The following is a 20,288-nucleotide window of genomic DNA, read 5'->3' on the forward strand; positions in this document are numbered from 1 at the left end:
TTTTAATGATCCAGTTTTTCCTCTCTGCTTGGGCACAGCCTGAACCAGAGGATCGTAAACTTACTGTACGTGGCCAGTTACTTGATGCAGAATTGAAAGAACCCATGATGCAGGCTACCATCCAGCTTTTTACTGCCTCTGATAGTACTTTTGTTGGCGGAACGGTTAGTAATGACCATGGAAACTTTTTTATTGTGGCTCCTCGTAATGGCACCTATAGATTGCGGATATCGTCGGTGGGATATCTCACCATCGAACGAGAGATTACCTTACGCCGTAACGAGAATCAGGATATCGGCAATCTGTTGATGGAGTCTGAGAGTATTATGCTGCAAGAGGCCGTGATAACAGGTCGTGCTGCACAGGTTATTGTAAAGAAAGACACGCTTGTCTATAATCCCGAGGCATATCGTACACCTGAAGGTTCGCCTATCGAGGAGCTGATTAAGCGTATCCCCGGTGCCGAGGTCGATGAGGATGGTAATATCACCATCAATGGCAAGGAGGTCAAGAAAATCCTGATTGATGGCAAAGAGTTTATGTTGGGCGATGTAGAGACGGCTCTGAAGAATATACCCGTTAATATCATTCAGAACATGAAGTTCTATGACCAGCAGAGTGATCAGGCCCGTATTACAGGTATCGAAGACGGTGAGAAAGAAACGGTGTTAGACTTCTCAATAAAGAAAGGTATGAACCATGGCTTTATGACCAACCTCGACTTGGCTGGTGGAACCAAGCACCGCTATGCTTCACGTGGAATGGGAAGTATGTTCACTGATAAGGTACGATTTGTCTTATTAGGCAATTTCAATAATAAAGAAGAGAATGCAGGTTGGTGGAATCGCCGTGGACTGAATGCCCGGAAGATGTTGGGCTCTAATTTCAACTTCGATAATGATACCGTGAAATTCGATGCCAGCATCCGCTGGAACCATCGCGGTGGCGATAATCAAACCGAGAATGCTAAGGAGGATTTCTATAGCGAGGGTAGTACCTTTTCAAATACCCTTACTGCCAATTACACCCGTAGCAACAACTGGTGGGGTAATATGCGCTTTGAGTGGAAACCCGATAGTCTGACTAATATCCTTGTTCGTGCCAACGGCAGCTATGGAACCAACGATGGAACAACCCAGTCGGTAGCAGCAACTTTCGATGCCGACCCTTATCTGTATGTAGCCGATCCTCTGAATCAGCTCTCATCGCTTGGCCCCTATCTGATAAACCATAATCTGAATGCCAATCTGACCTATAGCGAGAACAAAAACGCCTGGGCTATGATGCAGTTGTATCGTCGACTGAATTCACGTGGGCGCAATATCATCTTGCGCTTGGAAGGCAGTGTTGGCAATAGCGAAAGCCAGAATGTGAGCGACAATGAGGTCCGTCTTTTCCGTAAACAGGATCAATATGGAAATGATTCTACATATTATACGGCTCGCTATAATACCACACCGACCGACAATTACGGCTATGTGGTACGTACTTCGTATAGCGAACCGCTGTGGAAGGGAGCACATCTGCAGTTAAGTTACGAACTGCGATATAGCCAGAACAAGAGCGACCGTCTGACTTACGACTTTAGTGATTTGCCACAGAATATCTTTGCGGATGTTACCCCTGAGTATCGCACCTGGGATCCTTGGCTTCATAGCGTCTATCCTACGCTCGATAATTATCTTGAGCGTGATCTCAGTCGCTATTCAGAGTATAAGAACTATACTCACAATATGCGTGTTAATCTGCGTCACCATGAGGAGAAGTATGATTATAACATCGGTTTTCTGGTTCAGCCGCAGCACTCAAACTTTATTCAGAACTATCGTGGTGTCTATGTAGATACTGTGCGTCAGGTAACTAATCTCACGCCGACATTCGATTTCCATTATAAGTTCAGCGATCAGAGTAATCTGTGGTTACATTATCGTGGTGATACCCGTCAGCCAGAGATGACGCAGCTGCTCGACATCACCGACGACTCCAATCCACTCTATATCACCAAGGGTAATCCTGGTTTGAAACCACAGTTCACCAACTCGCTTAATGGTTACTATAATAACTACATTGTCCGCTATAAGCGTAGCATCGTGGTCTATGCTAATTATCGTCATGTCCGCAATGCCATCTCTAACATGGTCCGCTATAACCCGGAAACAGGTGGTAGCGAAACCCGTCCGGAGAACATCAATGGCAACTGGAATGTGAATGCTGGTGTCACCTTTAATACTGCGCTCGACAGTACTGCTCATTGGAATGTAGGTACCGATACGCGTGTTCGCTATAATAATCTGGTGAGTTATGTGGCTCAGGATAAGGCCGATGCAGCCAAAAACACCACTCGCACCACTAATCTGAACGAGCGAGTCTCGCTGGGCTATCGCAATGACTGGCTAGAGATTTCTCTGGATGGTCAGCTCAATTATCAGCACTCGCGTAATGAACTGCAACCTACTGCCAATCTCGATACCTGGCAATTCAATTATGGTGGACAGTTCCTGGTTCGACTGCCGTCAGGATTTGAAATCAGCAGTAACTTTCATGAGCGCAGTCGTCGAGGTTATAACGACTCGTCGATGAACACCAACGAGTTTCTTTGGAATGGACAGGTGTCTAAGGCTTTTCTGAAGTCAAAATCGCTCATTGTAGCATTGAATTTCTATGATCTGTTAGGCCAGCAGAGCAACTATGAGCGCTGGGTCAACGCCACAGGTCGCAGCGATACCCGTTATAACAGCGTCAACTCGTATGCCATGCTTCATGTGCGTTATCGTATCAATATGTTCGGTGGAAAGATTGACACCGATGGACGTTACGATAAGAAGTGGGGTGGCCGCGATAACCGTGGTGGCTACCGTGGTGGTTGGCGGAGATAGACCGTTATCAGTAGGTGGCTATCCGCCTGACGTCATCTTCAAAGGAATCTTTATTGATAGCTTTTGATTTGAGTTTTGACCGATAGGTGTAGATGGTCGTGATACTGGATCGGAGAATGTCGGCAATCTCCTGATTGTCTGTGATATCAAGTCGTATCAGGGCCAGAATGCGTAGTTCCGTCGTCAACCGTTTGGTTGGCGTGGCATTACTCTCTATGGTAAACTGGTTGCTGTCAGTCAGCAGTTTGTTGACCTCGCTGATAAAGTGGGGATAGATATTAAGAAAGGCTGTATCGAAATGACTATGGAACGTGCGAATTCCCTTATTCACAGGTTCCATAGTTTTTAGTTCTGCATACAGTTCTTCCAGTTTGTGCTCTCTGGCCAGTCGGTTCAGTTGCTTCAACCGTTGTTCTGTGTCTGAAAGGAGCATACTGTTCAGTTCAAGGAATCGTCCGATATACTCCTCTTTGATGCGGTTGGCCTCTTTCATCTGTGTGTTCACACTCTCAATCTCTTCAGTGTGCTTTGCCAGCATTTTGTTCATCTCAATAATCTGTAATCCTGCAGCATGCTTCTTTCGATAGAGTATAAGGGTGTAGATGAAGATGCCTACAAGAAAAAGAGAGATGATGGATATCACGATGAGAAGGAGCGTAGTACGTCGTTGCGTCTGCGCACGTTCTGTATCATATAACTGTAATATCTGTGGGGCCATGTGACTTACTTGCATCATACGAATGCGACTGCCATAGAACCGGGCCTCGCTGATGGCTTGATAGAGATAGCGGTAAGCATTGTCATTATCGCCACGTGCCATCAGTATTTCGGCTAACGAACGTAGTGAATTGTTTTCCCTGATGGCACTCCGTTCATCGCTGATGGCGCTCAGAAGCAGATATCGCTCCTGTTGCTCGTACATCTGTTTGGCTTGGTAGAAAAAGGCCAGTGTACTGGTGACGATGCTATAGGAACGTGTGCCTTCCTGTAGCTTGGGCAGGTAGCCTTCAAGCATCTGGATGGCTTGGTCAATATCTCCCTCCTCGCATGTGTAGGTTGCTTGATTGAATATGTGGTCATAGCTGTCCTCAGGTGCTATCTTTATCACCAACTGTCGGTAGTATTGTGCTCTTTGTATATAGTCATGCACGTAAGGTGTGAATTGTGCCATCTCTGTCCGATAGATGTTCAGCTCGCTTTGTTGGTTATAATAGGCTATTTTCTGTTGGTCACTGATGGAGTCCGGATTCACTTGGTCAAGTAACCTGCGGGCACGGTCAAAGAGGCCTGTCACGGCCAGGATATGTGCCATACGGACGGCACTGGAAGCAAAGCGGTCTTTGTCTTTTGAACCGCTGAGCGCTTTCACGTTCTTATCTATATAAAAGAAAGCAGAGTCGAACTTATAGGCCACATATTCATCATAGAGACGTTGGTTCAGATCGTATTGCTGCTCAGGTGTGAGGTTAATGCCTTTTACCCCTTCTTTGATGTCGGCTACACGATGTTCTTTCTCTGCGGTGAGCTGATCGTAGTTGGCTATCAGACTATCGAGTGTCTGATAGAGTTGCTGGTTACTTGTCCGTTGGGCAGAAATATCTGTCGCGTAAACCATTAGGACTAAAATAAACAATCGTCTTATCATAAGTTAGTATTGTTCTTGTAAAACCCTGGGGCAAAGTTATAAAAATATTCTGAAAGAACCAAATAGAATAGACTGTTTTGTGCTGATTTTGGGTTGATTTGATTTAGATTTTTAAGAAGCGTGTAAAATGTATATCTTTGATTATGAGTGTATTGCATTTTTATCGGTTTAGATATTTGTTAGTTGCGCTTGGAAGGGTTGATAGTTATCCATACCTTTGCCGCAAAAATTCCAAAACTATGCAAAAGTTAGTTGTTAGATTTGTTATATTAGTTGGTTTCGTACTGTTTGGTGTTACAGCAGGTAACGCTGAGAATGTTAAGGTGTCTTCGCCCGACGGTGCTGTGATAGTCACCGTCGGTGTGAAGAACCATCGTCCATTTTATATGGTTGACTACGAAGGCAAGACGCTTGTTGCACCGTCTCACTTAGGCTATTTGATTGCTGATGGAGAGTTGGGAGCCCATGCCAAGATGGGGAAAGTGGTCCGTTCCTCAAAAGATGAGACTTGGACGCAGCCATGGGGTGAATGCGAAACTACTCGTAACCACTACAACGAGTTGATTGTTAGTTTCCGTGAGAAGACAGGACATCCTATGCTGGTGGTATTCCGTGTTTTCAATGATGGTTTTGGTTTCCGCTATATCCTGCCTGATAGTCGTAAAGGACAGGCATATCAGATCATGGATGAACTGACAGAGCTGACTCTGTCGCACGATGCCCAAGCATGGTCTATTCCTTCAAACCACACTGAGTATTTCGAGGGTATATACAAGAAGGACCTGCTGAGTAAGAAGGATACTGTTTGTACACCGCTTACTATAGAGTATGAGAAGGATCTTTTTCTGGCCATCCACGAAGCTGCGCTTGAGGATTACGCCAGTATCAACCTCACACCACGTTTTGGCGATGGCGGTGCAGTGCGTCTGCTTACGGCCCTCACCCCTTGGCGTAATGGTGTAAAGGTCTATGCACAGGGTGAGATGAAGAGCCCTTGGCGCACAATGATCATTAGTAAGACTGCTGGTGGTTTGTTGACCTCGAACCTGATGCTGAACCTGAATGAACCATCGCAAATTAAAGATATGTCATGGATAGAGCCAGGTCGCTACATCGGCATCTGGTGGAGCATCCACAAAAAACAGAATACCTGGGAGCTGGGTCCCACACATGGTGCTACAACCGAGAATGTGAAACGCTACATGGACTTTGCTGCCCGTCATGGCTTCAGTGGTGTACTGGCCGAGGGCTGGAATCCAGGTTGGGGACAGGGCGAGAAGATCAGCTATCTGGAGTCGTACCCTGATTTTGATATGGACGAGGTAACTCGCTATGGCTTGCAGAAAGGTGTGCGCTTTATCGGTCATACAGAGACCTGGGGTAATGCCACACTGTTGGAGAACCAGATGGAGCAGGCTTTCAGCTGGTTTGAGCGATTGGGCATTCGTGCCGTGAAGACAGGCTATGTGGGGCGCTATTTTGATGGTAAGGAACTGGCTAAGTCGCAGTATGGCATCCGTCATTACCGTCGTGTGATAGAATGCGCTGCCAAGCACCATGTCATGATTGATAACCACGAGCCTGCTATGCCCACAGGTATTCAGCGCACCTGGCCCAACCTGATGACGCAAGAGGGTGTTCGTGGTCAGGAATATAATGCTTGGGACCGTCGTGGCGGTAATCCGCCATCACATACCGTTACGTTGCCGTTTACCCGTGGATTGGCCGGTCCTACCGATTTTACCCCCGCCATCTTCAATTTCTCTGAGATTGTGCCGGGTACACATCCGCACTCTACGCTGGCCAAGCAGCTGGGCGAGTTTGTTGTCATCTACAGTCCGCTGCAGATGGCGGCCGATGCCATCGAGAATTACGAAGGTCAGCCAGCACTCAGCTTTATCGAGAGTTGTCCTACAACCTGGAGCCGTACATTGGTGCCTAATGGCGAGATTGGTAAGTATATCACCATAGCCCGAAAGGAGCGTGGCGGCGACAGGTGGTTTATCGGTAGTATCACTAACGAGGAGGCGCGCCATCTGGATGTCGTGCTCGATTTCCTGGACGAAGCCACCACTTATCGTGCAGTCATCTATGAGGATGGTCCTGAGGCCGACTTTGAACGTCATCCTTACGAGATGACGATACGCCAGATCACAGTGACTAAAGGCGATACCTTACACCTGCGACTGGCTCGTAGCGGTGGTGTTGCCATTAGGATTGAAAAGCTTTAAAAGGTTGATGATCTGAAACAGTAACTATTTTTCTATAACTCTAATTTTAACAAAACCAATGAAGATGAAAAGAAAGAAAAATCTTTGTTATCGCCTGCTCATGTTGCTGGCGGTAATGTTTTTCGCCTTGGATGTTTCGGCACAGACCACCATTAATGGTCATGTGAAGGATGAAACGGGCGACGCCGTAATTGGCGCCTCGGTTGTAGTCAAAGGAACATCAAACGGTACAGTGACAGACTTCGACGGAAAGTTCAGCCTGAAATGTCAGGCCGGCGCAACGTTGGTGTTCACCTACATCGGTTACAATCCTCAGGAGCAGCCTGCCAAGAATGGTATGGAGATTACGCTGAAGGAGGATGTGGCTCAGTTGAACGAAGTGGTCGTTGTAGGTTATGGTTCGATGGCTAAGAAAGAGATCTCGAGCTCTGTGGTACAGATCAGCAAGGATCAGTTCAATCAGGGTGCAGCCAGCGACCCTATGGCGCTGATTGCCGGTAAGGTGGCTGGTCTGAATGTGGCTGCTACTGCCGATGCCAACCCTAATGCCATGACCGATATCCAGGTGCGTGGTGCTGGTTCGTTGACAGCCAGCAACGGTCCACTGGTTGTGATTGATGGTATTGCTGGTGGCGATCTGCGTAACATAGCTACGCAGGATGTTGAGTCAATCACCGTACTGAAGGATGCTGGTTCGGCTGCCATCTATGGTACCCGTGGTGCTAATGGTGTGATTCTGGTTACAACCAAGAAAGGTTCGGGTTCGGCTGGTGTCACCAACGTAACCTACGACAGCTATATTGCTCTCAATATTCAGAAACCCCGTGTGGATATTCTCTCTACCGATGAGTTCCGTCGTTCACGTCGTGGTCAGGACTATGGTGCTGATACCGATTGGTGGGGCGAGATTACGCGCCCTGTCAGCTACAGTCTGAATCAGTATATCTCTGTCGATTCTTCCACCAAGAACGGCTATTTCGGTCTGTCGGTAAATTATAAGAAAGGTAATGGCTTGGATATTGTATCCGGTCGTGAGGAGTACGGTGGTCGCTTTGTTGGCGAGCAGCGTGTGCTCAACAACCGTTTGCAGTTCAACTCATCACTCTCCGCCCGTAAGGTACATGAGAAGTGGGGTAACGATGGTCTGTTTGATACTGCCCTCACCATGAATCCTACTATCCCGGTAAAGAATCCTGATGGCACTTACTATCAGCCCAACTCTCCTACAGATATCCACAACCCGGTGAACGACCTGAAGGAGAACGTAAGTCAGGGCGATCGTATCTACCTCCTGGGTAATGCAGATGTAAAGCTGAATATCCTGCAGTTGGAGCAGCACAATCTGAACACATCGTTGAGTTACGCTCTGCAGTACAACGATCTGAAGGAGAACTTCTATACACCATCCACCTCAAGTGAGTCGTACTGGAACGGCTATGATGGTCGTGCCCGCATCAACTACCAGAAGTGGTGGACCAACCGCTTGGAGTACCTCATCAACTACACCATGACCCTCAAGCACCATCAGCTAAAGGCTGTGCTTGGCTATTCATGGGAGCGTAGTATGTGGGAGCAGAGCGGTAACGAGAATATGGGCTTTGTCTACGATGCCCTGTCGTATCATGGCATTGGTAACGGTAGCTACCTGCGCGATGGTAAGGCTAACCTCTGGGCTGGTTCATCCGAATCAACACTGATCGGTTTCTTCGGACGTGTGAATTATAATTTCAACGATATGATCTATGCCTCGGCCTCTATGCGCCGTGAGGGTAGCACTAAGTTCGGTGCCAACAAGAAGTGGGGTAGCTTCCCATCAGCCTCACTGGCATGGGAAATCGTCAATACACCGTTTGCACAGAGCTTGCAGCAGACCTTCCAGAGCTTGAAACCCCGTGTGAGCTATGGTGTGACAGGTCGTTCCGACTTTAATGCCTATCAGAGTATCGCTACCTATAGTACTCGTGGCGCTTATCTCATCGACAATCAGTGGATTAACGGTTATGCACCATCGCTGAATGCTAACCCCGATCTGGCTTGGGAGAAATCAACGGCATTCAATGTGGGTATTGATTTCGTGGCATTGAAGAGTCGTCTGCGTGGTAGCATAGAGTATTTCGACCGTCGTTCGCAGGATCTGCTCTACAACTACACCGCTCCCCAGCCTCCATTCATCTACAACACCATCCTGGTGAATGTAGGTAGCACAAAGAATACCGGTATCGAGGTGGCTCTCGACTACGATGTGATTGCCAAGAAGGCCTTTAAGTGGACCACTGGTGTTAACTGGAGCATGGGTGATACCAAGCTGACCAAGCTTTCGAGTGATGCCTATCAGATGGCTTATCTCGATTTGTATCAGAAGCCCGGTCCTGGTACCAGCGAGTATTTCTTCCGTGTGGAGGAGGGTGGCAAGATAGGTCAGTTCTATGGCTATGAGCATGCCGGCATCGATGAGAACGGCTTGCTGCTCATCTACGATAACAATGGTAATAAGGTGCCTGCCGCTCAGGCCGATCCTTCTTACAAGCGTACCATCGGCAATGGTGCTCCTAAGCACTTCCTGTCGTGGAGCAACTCGTTCACCTATAAGAAATGGGATCTGAGTCTGCTCTTCCGCAGTGCACTTGGCTACGAGATTTTCAATATGCGTAAGTATGGCATGGGCCTGAAGGGTGCTGGTACTGATAATGTGCTGCGTACGGCCTATACCGATTATGCCGATGTGAACTCAAGTGGTGGTATCATCTCCAGCTACTTCCTCGAGAAGGGCGATTACGTTAAGCTCGACAATGTAACCTTGGGCTATACCTACGCTCCTAAGAACCGTCAACTGGTTGAGAGTCTGCGTGTTTACCTTACTGCCAAGAATGTCTTCACATTGACAGGCTATAAGGGCAACGATCCTTCTATCGTCACCTCAACAGGTATCACTCCTGGTATCGATTCTAACAGTGCCTATCCACAGGCCACTCAGGTAAGTCTGGGCGTTACACTTCGTTTCCACTAATTGAAAACTGATAATTATTATGAAAGCAATAAAGAATAGCATATTAGCGATGGCACTGGGTATGGGGCTTACGGCATGTACCGACCTCGACGAGAAGGTGTACGACCGTATCGACGCCGGTGTCTATTACCAGAATGAGGCCAGTGTAAAGGGTGCTGTGGCTGCCATCTATGGCCAGACCTCACAGACCTTGGCTGGTGAGAACTTCTTCCATCTCTCAGAATACCCATCCGACCAGATTACCTGGCGTGTGTGGAATGGTGGACTGTGGGGCTGGGATGAGGCCATGAAGACCGTACTCTCTTGGCACAACTGGACATCAGAATCTACGATTATCAACAATGCCTGGAATGGCGCCTGGACGGCTATCGGACTGGCAAACCTCTTGTTGAGCGACCTTGAAGGTCTGAACGCCTCAGCACTTGGCATGACCGATGCTCAGCTGGCACAGTATGTGGCCGAGGTCCGCACCATCCGTGCCTGGAACTATTATTGTATCTTCGAGCTCTGGGGTGGTGCTCTGCCATTGAATACGTCTGCCAGCAGCGTGGTACCAGGCTCTGCCGATCCCGATTGGGATACATCATGCAAGAAGATTTACGACTTCATTGCTACCGAACTCGATGAGACTGTGAGCGCTTTGGCTAAGGACGATGCAAACCACTCGATGGTGAATCGTGCCAATCAGGCCATGAACCGTCTGCTCAAGGCGCGTCTGCTGCTCAATGCCGAGGTGTTTATCGGCGAGAAGCATTTTGATGAGTGTGAGGCACTTTCCAAGGAGATTATCAATGGTGTCTATGGTGACTATGCGATTGACGATAACTATCGTAACCTCTATTCTATGGATAATGTCAAGAGTCCTGAGGTGATCTTCGCATTGGCTGCTGAGGATGGACAGGGTGCAGCTAATGCCATCTCTAACGTGCGCACCATGGTGGGCATGTGGTATGGCTATGCCGACTACTTCGGACAGAGCTACGATGGCATTGGTGCCTGGAACTGCGTATGCCTGGTTCCTTCGTTCGATAACTCGGGTACAGTTCAGTCAACAGGCGGTTCTATAGGTGCTAAGTGCTTCTTAGACTATGGCGATAAGCTGGGTGCTCCCTACGAGCGTTTCGACGATCGCGACATCCGTAAGCAGAACTATACTTACGATGCTGCTACCAAGACCCACGGTCCCGGTATGTTCCTCAAGGGTGTTATGCGTGCTAACTTCGGTACAGGCGATGTGCTGAAGGCCGATGCCGACCGCGATGGTCAGGACCTGGTATTTGTCGACCAGTTGGGTACCTTCTTGAATCAGGGGCGCGACCTGGAGCCGGTGATGAGTCCTCGTTGGGGCGAGACCAACTCTGGTGTACGTCTGGTCAAGTATCCGCTCTATCCTAACGACGAGAACGGTGGCTTCAAGAGTATCGACGATGTGCAGTTCCGTCTGGCCGAGGCTTACTATAATGTGGCCGAGTGCGAGATGCGTAAGGGTAACAGCGCCGAGGCTAAGAGCTATGTTGATGCCGTGCGTGCCCGTTATTATAAAAGCGCTGACCGTACTGCCGCACTGAGTGTTCCTGGTCCAGGTTTCGACAGTTTCGATATGGACTGGATGCTTTCTGAGTGGGGTAAGGAGTATCTGGGCGAGGGCAACCGCCGTCGTACCGATCTGCGTCGCTTTGATAAGTTCACACAGGGCCAGTGGTGGTTCTGGGGCCGTGCTACCGAGGATGGTATCGACCTGCCGGCTAAGCGCGACCGCAAATACGAGTGGTATCCATTGCCTCAGACGGCCATCTCTGTCAATCCGGGCCTGATTCAGAACCCGAACTATTAAGTAATTTGTAATTGATAATTGACAATTGATAATTATGAACAAGAAAATATATAGTCTGTTACTGGCGCTGCTGGCCTTTTCTGGCCTGATGAGCAGTTGCTCAAGCAATGAGGACATCGTGTTTGACCACGAGCGTCAGCAGTTTGAAACGCGTGCCGACCGTATCCTGCTGGAGTTCATTGCGCCTTTCGGCACTACTGCCAGCGAGGAAATCTATATCACGGGTGCCTTCAATGGCGAGGATGAGGCCATTGGCAATCCCCAGTATCTGTTGACAAAAGCGCCCGACAGTAATGTGAAGTGGGGCATCTATCTTGATCCCAGTACCTTCGTCGCCGGTAAGTCGCTGGCCGATGGCTTCTGTTTCTACTCCTCCACTCAGGGTAAGGAACTCACTGTAGCAGGCGAGGGCGCTGTGCATACTGATAATCCAGGTGTTGGCACCTTTACCAATATCTGGGGACAGCGTTGGGAGAGTTACTACTGGAGTGGTGGCGAGGCACCAGAACCCGCTCACGATGGCTTCTGCGTGTATGTCGACGATCAGACCGGTTGGGATGCATTGACACTCTATATGTGGGGCGATGTCAACAATCTGAATGGCGACTGGCCCGGTATGCAGGTCACTGGCACCTGGAATCACGATGGCGTCACATGGAAGTACTTCGACCTTGGTGAGGCTAACACTGGTCTGGTTGAGAACCTCATCTTCAATAATGGTGGTAATGGTGAGCAGCTGGCCGACTTCAACTTCACCATCGATCGTAACATCTATCTCCGTATCACGACATCAGGTGTCGAGGAAATTGGCGCTGCGCCTAAGGTGGTACACGATGGCTATGCTGTGTTTGTGTACGACGAGACTGGCTGGGACACCTTGACCCTTTATATGTGGGGCGACACCAACAATCTGAATGGCGATTGGCCTGGCATGTCGGTTACTGGCGAGCAGACCATCAACGGTGTTACCTATAAGTACTTCGATATGGGTGAGGCTAACACAGGTCTTGGCGAGAACCTTATCTTCAGCAATGCTGGTTCCAACCAGTTGTCTGATTATGGTTACACCATCGATCACGATGTCTATCTGCACATCACGACTTCAGGTGTCGAGGAGATTGATCCCGCCACTTTCCAACCCTGATCCATGTGATATGTTATACAGTAATGACCTGCTTCATCATATAAACAAAGGTATTACTGATATTTGAGTTGACTCATAGGGGGTGCACCGCTCTGTGAAGACCGGTGGCCCCATTTTTACCCTTTAAAATATCTGGTTGTTATGAAGAAATTGTTAATGACGTTAGTGTTCTCTCTGATAGCAAGCACAGGTTTTGCTGTCGATTATGTTGATAATATCAATAACTCGAACGAAAAGCGCCCTGAGGGCCATCGGGTTGTCTACGAGATGAATGTGGGCTCGTTTACTACCGAAGGTACGTTTGCCGCAGCGCAGGCCCGTTTGCAGGAACTCAAGTTGTTGGGTGTCGATGTGGTGTGGCTCATGCCCATTTATCCCCGTGGTGGAGGTATCAACAGTCCCTATGCTGCTACCAACTTCCAGCAGATCAATCCCAATTACGGCACCATTGCCGATCTCAAGGCTTTCGTGGCGAGTGCCCACGAACTGCAGATGGAAGTGTGGCTCGACTGGGTGCCCAACCACACGGCTACCAATGCCGATTGGGTGACCACACATCCAGAGTACTATGCCAAGAGTGGTGGACAGATGATCCATCCTAACAACTATGGCGATGTGTGGCAGCTCGATTACGACAATGCTGATCTGGTGAACGCCATGAACGACTGTCTGAAGTTCTGGATCGATCAGGCTGATATCGATGGCTATCGCTGCGATTATATCAGCAGTCCGAAGATTCCTGCCAGCTACTGGCAGACCACCATCCCGATGATAAAGGCCTATAAGGCTCAGGCCGTTGGCAGCGAGGCTGCGGCTTTTACTTTCCTTGGCGAGGCAGATATCGCTTCCGATGCCACCCGACTCAAGACCGTTGGCTTCGACTACGATTACGCCTGGCAGTTCCAGTCGTCGTTGGCTAACTACGGCACCAGTGCAACCTCGGCGCGCCTCAAGGCATTTATCAACACCCTGCTCGAAAAGTCGGCTGACCTCTCGTTCGGTCGTATGCTCTATGTCACCAACCACGACCAGAACTATAATGAGGAGAAAAAGACCCTCACCCAGAAATACGGCGCCAACCGCTATCCTCTCACGGTGCTGGCTTATACCGTCTATGGTATGCCGCTTATCTATAATGGTCAGGAAACGGGTGGCAATCAGGCGCTCGACTACTTCAACGATACTAAGATAAACTGGACCACAAAAGACGATAAGATGCTGAACACCCTGCGCACCCTCTTTGCCCTGAAGCATGATGTGCCTGCACTGGGCGATGCCAGACTGGCTGCCGACAATCCTGTCACCACCGTGCTGAATGTGACGGGCAATACAGGCGTGCTGGCCTATACCCGTACACTGGGCGACAGTCAGGTGTTGGTAGTGCTCAATATGGCTACCACAGCTGTCACCGCCACGGTCGATGGTATTGCTGCCGGCGATTGGAGCCTCTGGCTTGATAGTGAGACCATTGCTCAGGGCACCAGCCGTCAGCAGATCACGTTATCAGCCTCGCATACCTTCTCGCTCGATGCCAAGGGCTATCGGGTGTATGTGCGTGGCACCTTTCCTGAGCAGACGATAACGCCAACTGCTATCCTTAGCCCCGTTCAGTCGGAGGCTAAGGATGATCAGTATTGGTTCGACCTGAGCGGTCGTGCTCTGTCCAAGCCAACCAAGCCCGGCCTCTATATCCATGGCAGACGCAAGACACTGGTGCGATAGTTTTTCTCGGCCACCTACCACGATGCCGAAACCGCCAAGCGTATTACCGACAAGCACCATTTCACATGGACGCATCTCGTCGAGGCCAAGGACATGATGGCATGGATTGGCTATGAGGGCTTCCCACTGACCATCGTTGTCGATAAGAAGGGCATCGTCCGCCACGCCGTCCAGGCTTGCTCGCCGACAGGGTCAACTATGGGTCGTGCATGACGCAACTATGGCTCGAAGGCAAGTCAACTTGCGGTCGTAGTCCAGTCACTTTCCCCCTCTAAGCTGACTGAGGAACGATGCGAAGATGACTGCGGAACGAGTGGAAGATGACGCTTGGACAACCCTAAACTGACCTATCTGCGGCTCGCTTGCCTTAAGAAGTACAAAGATACAACATCACCCTCCATTTTTTTTCTTTTTTAGAAAAATGACGTTTTTAAATAATATGATTTAACTTATTGATTCGTAGAGATTTACACTGTTTTGCAGGTGACGAAGGTGACGTATAAACACAACCTTTATACGCGCGAGAAAAAAGTGGAAGATTTTTATTATAAAAAAAAAGTTTGTAAATCACGTCACCTTCGTCACCTCAACGAGTTTCAAAAAGGAAGCTTTTGTTCCTGAATATCAGGCAGTTGCGGAGATTTTGATTCAACATTTTTACCATGACTGTTTTATATAAAACAGAAATTATCACTACCATTATTGCTATCTGGAGCGATGTCGGTCTATGGTCAGATGAATCTGTCTGGCATGGTGCCAGAATCGACCGAATTTTGGCTGAGTTAACTCGATTGATGAAACGAGCGCGTTCATTTCATCGTTTGAATTAACTCACGGTTTTCAGGCACTCTTTTCAGGCGGGGCTCAACAGGCTTTGAGAAGCGTTTGCACAACAGTAATTACAAACAATTGTTAAGAGTGTACTGTTATTGGGATAATAATTGTATATTTGCACCAGTACAATGACCAAAATAGACGTTTTTTATGAAAGATTTCAATTACTATGCACCGACTGAGGTGGTTTTTGGAGAACAGAGTGAAGAGCAGGTGGCTGCTTTGGTGAAAAAATATGGTGGCTCGAAAGTGCAGTCGCGACTATACCGCTACCTGTGGCTGTCTGAAGGTGCTCAAAGCGGAAGATATGGAGGCAATCTATAAAATGGCAAGAGGATGAAGATATTACTGATAGGCGGTACGGGCACCATCAGCTCGGCCATCACACGACAATTGGCAGCTGCAGGTCACGACCTGTGGCTGCTCAATCGCGGCACCCGCAAACAGGAGGTGCCTGCTGGTGTACATCAGATAGTTGCCGACATCAATGATGCCTCGGCATCAGTCCAGCTCCGACAACAGATAGAGGAGGTGCTGGGCGGTGCGCTATTCGATGCGGTATGCGAGTTTATCGGCTTCCTGCCCTCGCAGGTGGAGCGCGACATCCGGCTGTTTCGTGGGCTCACCCGTCAGTATGTGTACATCTCGTCGGCCTCGGCCTACAATAAGCCCGCCGCCAGCCCTGTCATTACCGAGGGTACCACGCTTGCCAACCCCTATTGGGAGTACTCGCGTAATAAGATAGCCTGCGAAGAACTGCTGTTGAAGGCTTATCGCGAAGAGGCGTTCCCCATCACCATTGTGCGCCCGTCGCATACTTATTGCGAACGCGCCGTTCCTGTCAGTGTGCATGGCCCTAAAGGCTCGTGGCAGGTGCTGAAACGCATGATGGAGGGCAAGCAGGTGGTTGTGAACGGTGATGGCTCATCACTCTGGACTCTCACCTGGAATGAGGATTTTGCCCGTGGCTTTATCGGCTTGTTAGGCAATCCGAAGGCTATCGGCGAGGCTTTCCAGATTATGAGCGACGAACAGTTGTCGTGGAATCAGATATACCAGTGTGTGGCCAATGCCCTGGGTGTTGAGTTCCGTCCCTACTATGTGGCCTCTGATTTCTTAGCTGCCACATCGCCAAAGGATTGGGACTTCACGGGTAATCTGTTGGGCGACAAGAGTGTCACCGTCATCTTCGACTGCAGCAAGCTGAAGCGTGCCGTGCCTGGTTTCCAGGCCACCACCCGTTTCGATGAGGGCGTGCGCCGCTGCGTATCGTATATCCTGGCTCATCCCGAACTGCAGACGGAGGATCCTGCGTTCGACGCATGGTGCGACAAGGTAATCGCCGCCCAGGAACAAGCAAAAAGCGATTTGTGTTAGCATTATTTGTCAAATACTTGTATTAATTTTGCAAAGTCATAAAAAGGCATAGTTATAATTCGGATTTTATATTTTTTTTTTCTTATCTTTGCGGCATTATAAGATATGTAAAAATAAGAAGGTGTGAAAAAGTTATTAACTATCGTAGTTGGTTTGCTTTTGATGGTGGATATACCAGCAAAAGCTACTGACTTCGAAACAGCAACTGTAGCAGTTCAGAATATGGGGGTAGGCTGGAACCTCGGTAACACTCTTGAGGTCAACAGCCAGACTATAACTGATGTGACAAATGACAACTATTGGGGACAGCAGGATTTAAGTTCAGAAACCTGTTGGGGGCAATATGTCACTAAGCCGGAACTCTTAAAGATGTTGAAAGATGCCGGTTTTGGCGCAATCCGGGTGCCCGTTACATGGTATAACCATATGGATAAGGATGGGAATGTGGATGCTGCGTGGATGGCTCGTGTCAAAGAGGTGGTAGATTACGTCGTCAATCAGGGCATGTACTGCATTCTGAATGTTCACCACGATACAGGTGCTGATGGTGATAGGTTTAAGTCGTGGATAAAAGCCGATGCGGATAATTATACTGCTAACAAGTCTCGTTATGAGAAACTATGGACTCAGATTGCAGAGGAGTTCAAAGAGTATGATCAGACACTCTTGTTCGAAGGCTATAATGAGATGTTGGATGCTAATAACAGTTGGAACTATGCCAAGACATCTACGGCCTATGATGCCATCAATAGTTATGCTGATAGCTTTGTGTCGGCTGTAAGAGCTACAGGTGGTAACAATGCCCAGCGTAATCTGGTTATAACCACCTATTGCGCAGCTAACGGTTATGGGTCATGGGATTCGCACCTTAAAGATCCTTTGACAAAGTTAAACAATCCCGAGAGTACAAGCAACCACATCATATTTGAGGTTCATGCCTATCCCAACATTGAGAGTGGTACTATTGCTTCGGTTAAGGCTGATGTTGATGGGATGATCAGTCTGTTGAAGGAAAAATTGGTTTCTAAAGGAGCCCCTGTTATTATTGGCGAGTGGGGAACGTCGAATGTCGATAAGACTGGCGAGACTGATTATGACGTACGTAGAGAGAAACTATTCGAGTTTGCAACATATTTTGTGCAGAAGTGTAAGGAGAATAATATAGGAACATTCTATTGGATGGGACTCACTGATGGTTTGTCTCGATTCTTTCCTGCCTTCAGTCAGGCTGACTTGGCCAAGACGCTGCTCCAAGCCTATTATGGTAGTGAATATACTCCCTCTCTTCCAGAACGTAGTGATTTTGGTAGTATCTCGTGCACTGTCGATTTCAACCAGGCCTATTCTGAACTGTATTTATTTAAAGGCTCCATCACATCTAATGACTATATCCGACTTATGTTGGATTTAGACGAGGCGCCTGCCTCTGGACTGTTGCAGTTGAAAGTATATCATGGTAATGGTCAGACATCTTTGAAGACGATATCGTCTGCTACGACTACTTATTCAATAACAGCTGATTTAGGTACTGTGACTGCGATTACTTTGCAATGTTTGAAGTCGAGTGGTAGCGCAAGGATAAAGAGTGTGTTGTTGAAGAAAAAAACGGGTGCTACTGTGCCCAGTGATCCAAGCGTTTTCTGGGGCTGTACGATAAGTGATATAACAGTAGATTCAACCTCGGGGATAGTCAGTAATTTGGTGGATGAGAAGCAGAACAACGGTTTGTTGTATGATTTGAATGGCCGCCGGCTCTCTGCCCCAACCAAAGGTGTTTATATCCGTAACGGCAAGAAGTTCGTCAAGAAATAAAGAAATCCCTCCTCTATCCAAAGAGGAGGGATTTAACTTTTAGAACTTCAACCTTTTTAGTATTTTACCTGACTACGTGTGATAACGATATCGGCATTGGCTTTCTTCATGGCCGACTTCCACCAGTTGTCACTCACCATTGTGCGCGATGTGTTTCCGGCACTGCCATCATACCATACCATGAAGTGCCCCCACTTGGCACCGGCATTCCAGCATTCTACGATGTCGCCCTGAGGCTTACCTGTCTTATTACTGCTGTCCCAGCCACATTCGCCTAACACAACCATCTTATTGGGATATGTTGTCTGGATTTCGGTAAACTCCTGTGCATTCTGGGCTGCAGTATAGCCATAAAGGTCGCGTGCCACCATGTCGCAATAACCATCACCGGGATACCAATTGGTGTCCTGATGATAGCTCTCGGCATTACCGTTGTAGTTCTGTGTAGTCCATATCCAGATGAGATTGTTCACTCCCTTCTGTTTGAAGTAATCGAACATGGCTATCCAGAGCTTCTTGAATGTGTCGGAGCCTTCGTTGCCCCACCAGAACCAGGCTTTGGTCCAGTCGGCTTGCTGTTTGGCTGTAGAGTTACCAGCTGCCTCGTGAAAGGGACGCCAGGTGGCAGCGATACCAGCCTCCTGCAGTTTCAGCATGACTGCAATCACACGGTCCATCTGCGCGTAGAAATAATGATGCTCCCATGTGCCGTCAATCAACGCATTAGAAGCCTTAAAGGTTGTCTCACTTGGTGAGCACGTTACGCCACTACCATCTGTCCCCACTGTGGTAGTTTCGCTTTTGGGCACATTGAAGTGCCACATCAGCTGCACGATACCACCCTTTTCTGTCCACTCGGTTACTGGAGTGATGTCGCTATAGTTAATCCATCCGTTACCATCCGGTACTTGGATGTGGATAAAGTCGTAGCAGTTCATGGCCGGCCACTTGCCAGTAAGATTCTTCTTGATGTTATCTGCTATGGTGTGGTTCCATGCCACATCGGCCATCACGCTCGAGATAATGCTCTTGCCGTAGTTGTTACGAAAATAGCGATACAGGCGCTTTGCTGCATCTGTTGTGCCTGCAACAGGGCTGAGGGCGATGTTGTCATTCTCTTCATCCACGGCGATGCTGTCTACCTGATAAACCTGACCTGCGATGGTGAGTGTGCCATCGCTTTGCGAGTAAGTCATCGTACCTGCCTCTGAAGCCTTGATCTGCTTGGGTGTGCCTTCTGCATCAATCACTGTGATGGTTTGGGCGGCAATATATAGTGTAAAGTGCATTGTGAGAAGCACTGTAATCAGTCTCTGTAGGGATGCTTTTATCATTTTACTATCACTTTTTGCGTTTCGTTTCCTTTCTTGATGATATAGATACCTTTGGGGAGTGTTGCGTTGGCTGGCAACTGCTCACCTTGAAGGTTATAGATGGCATCACTTTTTCCATTTGTTTCGCCAACTTGGATGGTACGGATGCCAGTGGTCTCATCGGTATTAGAGAAATTCATCGATGCAAGGTTGGTCAGTGCTATCGTTGCGGTCTCGTCGGTATATGCATTCTTAGCTGTCAGTTGCGTATCTGAAAAACTGATTGAGAGGCCGACTGCTGTCAGAGAGGTCTTTGTTCCATCTATGCCAACAATCGTCAGATACTTATAATCCTCAGCCTGCACCGTTGCCATGCCCAGCAGTGTGATGAATAGTAGTAGAGTTTTCTTCATAATCTGTGTATTAAAATATGTCCTTTAAAAATAAGGAAGAGAGGGTGTGAACAACATGTACACACCCTCTCTGTATCAGA

Annotated in this window: 12 protein-coding genes; 9 read left to right on the forward strand and 3 right to left on the reverse strand. The window is 48.3% G+C overall.

From position 1 onward, the window contains the following. Positions 1–5 precede the first annotated feature (5 nt). The gene (locus T495_RS0114635) at positions 6–2,876 is read left to right on the forward strand and encodes a TonB-dependent receptor (RefSeq protein WP_231495128.1); all 2,871 of its coding nucleotides are present in this window, start codon (positions 6–8) and stop codon (positions 2,874–2,876) included. A gap of 7 nt (positions 2,877–2,883) precedes the next feature. Here T495_RS0114635 and T495_RS0114640 read toward each other — a convergent pair whose 3' ends face one another. After that, positions 2,884–4,521 carry a DUF6377 domain-containing protein gene (locus T495_RS0114640; protein ID WP_197020407.1) on the reverse strand — a complete coding sequence of 546 codons (1,638 nt, stop codon included), beginning with the start codon at positions 4,519–4,521 and terminating at the stop codon, positions 2,884–2,886. A gap of 239 nt (positions 4,522–4,760) precedes the next feature. Here T495_RS0114640 and T495_RS0114645 point away from each other — a divergent pair, with 239 nt between their 5' ends. The 8 genes from T495_RS0114645 (at position 4,761) to T495_RS15425 (ending at position 18,482) form a co-directional block, all read left to right on the forward strand. Then, positions 4,761–6,752, forward strand: a complete 1,992-nt coding sequence (locus T495_RS0114645; protein WP_033149225.1) for a glycoside hydrolase family 97 protein — start codon at positions 4,761–4,763, stop codon at positions 6,750–6,752. 58 nt (positions 6,753–6,810) lie between these two features. Continuing rightward, positions 6,811–9,759 carry a SusC/RagA family TonB-linked outer membrane protein gene (locus tag T495_RS0114650; RefSeq protein WP_033149226.1) on the forward strand — a complete coding sequence of 983 codons (2,949 nt, stop codon included), beginning with the start codon at positions 6,811–6,813 and terminating at the stop codon, positions 9,757–9,759. A 19-nt stretch (positions 9,760–9,778) separates the two neighbouring features. Beyond that, entirely contained in the window at positions 9,779–11,593 is a 1,815-nt protein-coding gene (locus T495_RS0114655; RefSeq protein ID WP_033149227.1) for a RagB/SusD family nutrient uptake outer membrane protein, read from the forward strand. Between the two features lie 34 nt (positions 11,594–11,627). Further along, a complete protein-coding gene (locus tag T495_RS0114660) occupies positions 11,628–12,737 on the forward strand; it encodes a starch-binding protein (RefSeq protein WP_051652099.1) in 1,110 nt (369 codons plus the stop codon). A 141-nt stretch (positions 12,738–12,878) separates the two neighbouring features. Continuing rightward, the gene (locus T495_RS0114665) at positions 12,879–14,459 is read left to right on the forward strand and encodes an alpha-amylase family glycosyl hydrolase (RefSeq protein WP_033149228.1); all 1,581 of its coding nucleotides are present in this window, start codon (positions 12,879–12,881) and stop codon (positions 14,457–14,459) included. 984 nt (positions 14,460–15,443) lie between these two features. Then, on the forward strand, positions 15,444–15,617 hold the full coding sequence (locus tag T495_RS16085) for a hypothetical protein (RefSeq protein WP_197020409.1): 174 nt from the start codon (positions 15,444–15,446) through the stop codon (positions 15,615–15,617). A 12-nt stretch (positions 15,618–15,629) separates the two neighbouring features. Further along, the gene (locus T495_RS0114670) at positions 15,630–16,670 is read left to right on the forward strand and encodes an NAD-dependent epimerase/dehydratase family protein (RefSeq protein WP_033149229.1); all 1,041 of its coding nucleotides are present in this window, start codon (positions 15,630–15,632) and stop codon (positions 16,668–16,670) included. A 123-nt stretch (positions 16,671–16,793) separates the two neighbouring features. After that, a complete protein-coding gene (locus tag T495_RS15425) occupies positions 16,794–18,482 on the forward strand; it encodes a glycoside hydrolase family 5 protein (RefSeq protein WP_155993739.1) in 1,689 nt (562 codons plus the stop codon). Positions 18,483–18,538: 56 nt separating this feature from the next. Here T495_RS15425 and T495_RS0114680 read toward each other — a convergent pair whose 3' ends face one another. Further along, positions 18,539–19,816, reverse strand: coding sequence for a glycosyl hydrolase (locus T495_RS0114680; RefSeq protein ID WP_081832156.1), 1,278 nt, complete (start codon positions 19,814–19,816; stop codon positions 18,539–18,541). After that, positions 19,813–20,208 carry a hypothetical protein gene (locus tag T495_RS0114685; protein ID WP_033149230.1) on the reverse strand — a complete coding sequence of 132 codons (396 nt, stop codon included), beginning with the start codon at positions 20,206–20,208 and terminating at the stop codon, positions 19,813–19,815. Before T495_RS0114685 ends, T495_RS0114680 begins: the two co-directional genes overlap by 4 nt. Positions 20,209–20,288: the final 80 nt, after the last annotated feature.

Source organism: Prevotella sp. P6B1 (genome assembly GCF_000702825.1).
Classification (GTDB): domain Bacteria; phylum Bacteroidota; class Bacteroidia; order Bacteroidales; family Bacteroidaceae; genus Prevotella.

Bases quoted from the DNA above. Each gene is read 5' to 3' on its own strand.
- T495_RS0114660 (WP_051652099.1), top strand. From the start codon at position 11,628: ATGAACAAGAAAATATATAGTCTGTTACTGGCGCTGCTGGCCTTTTCT.
- T495_RS0114635 (WP_231495128.1), top strand. From the start codon at position 6: ATGATCCAGTTTTTCCTCTCTGCTTGGGCACAGCCTGAACCAGAGGAT.
- T495_RS0114645 (WP_033149225.1), top strand. From the start codon at position 4,761: ATGCAAAAGTTAGTTGTTAGATTTGTTATATTAGTTGGTTTCGTACTG.
- T495_RS0114655 (WP_033149227.1), top strand. From the start codon at position 9,779: ATGAAAGCAATAAAGAATAGCATATTAGCGATGGCACTGGGTATGGGG.
- T495_RS0114640 (WP_197020407.1), bottom strand. From the start codon at position 4,521: ATGATAAGACGATTGTTTATTTTAGTCCTAATGGTTTACGCGACAGAT.
- T495_RS0114670 (WP_033149229.1), top strand. From the start codon at position 15,630: ATGAAGATATTACTGATAGGCGGTACGGGCACCATCAGCTCGGCCATC.
- T495_RS0114665 (WP_033149228.1), top strand. From the start codon at position 12,879: ATGAAGAAATTGTTAATGACGTTAGTGTTCTCTCTGATAGCAAGCACA.
- T495_RS0114650 (WP_033149226.1), top strand. From the start codon at position 6,811: ATGAAGATGAAAAGAAAGAAAAATCTTTGTTATCGCCTGCTCATGTTG.
- T495_RS16085 (WP_197020409.1), top strand. From the start codon at position 15,444: ATGAAAGATTTCAATTACTATGCACCGACTGAGGTGGTTTTTGGAGAA.
- T495_RS0114685 (WP_033149230.1), bottom strand. From the start codon at position 20,208: ATGAAGAAAACTCTACTACTATTCATCACACTGCTGGGCATGGCAACG.
- T495_RS0114680 (WP_081832156.1), bottom strand. From the start codon at position 19,816: ATGATAAAAGCATCCCTACAGAGACTGATTACAGTGCTTCTCACAATG.